The sequence below is a fragment of the Xanthobacter autotrophicus genome (genome assembly GCF_030015065.1).
GTDB lineage: Bacteria > Pseudomonadota > Alphaproteobacteria > Rhizobiales > Xanthobacteraceae > Xanthobacter > Xanthobacter autotrophicus_D.
This window is the reverse complement of sequence record NZ_JAIVFN010000583.1, coordinates 1-380: the sequence shown is the minus strand read 5'-3', so window position 1 is coordinate 380 and position 380 is coordinate 1. Positions and strand designations below refer to the sequence as shown.

Sequence of the window (380 nt, the reverse complement as noted above, 5' to 3'; positions counted from 1 at the left end):
CCACCAGGCCATCCGCATCCGGCGCGAGATGGAAGCCGTGTTCCGCACGGAACTGGGCCTGGCCGCCCCGTCACAACGGGTCGCCTGACCAACGGACAGGCCCGGCCGCTTCCGCGCGGCTGGGCGCCTCAGGCGCGTACAGGCACGGGATCGCGCGACGTACCTGCTGGCGCGCTGTGCTCGATCCAAAGGTGGGCTGCTGGTCGTCAGCGGGACAGGGCTGGGCCCCGGCATCCGCTCAGTGATTTGCAAGAATGGCGCGCCCGAAAGGATTCGAACCTCTGACCCCCAGATTCGTAGTCTGGTGCTCTATCCAGCTGAGCTACGGGCGCCTGTCACGGCGGCGGGGGCTTGGCCCGCCGGTGTGAAGGGGCTTCTAG

At 68.7% G+C, this 380-nt stretch carries 1 tRNA gene; it reads right to left on the bottom strand.

What is annotated here, in order from left to right:
• Positions 1-255: 255 nt before the first annotated feature.
• A tRNA-Arg gene (locus tag K9U40_RS24615) sits at positions 256-332 on the bottom strand.
• Positions 333-380 lie beyond the last annotated feature (48 nt).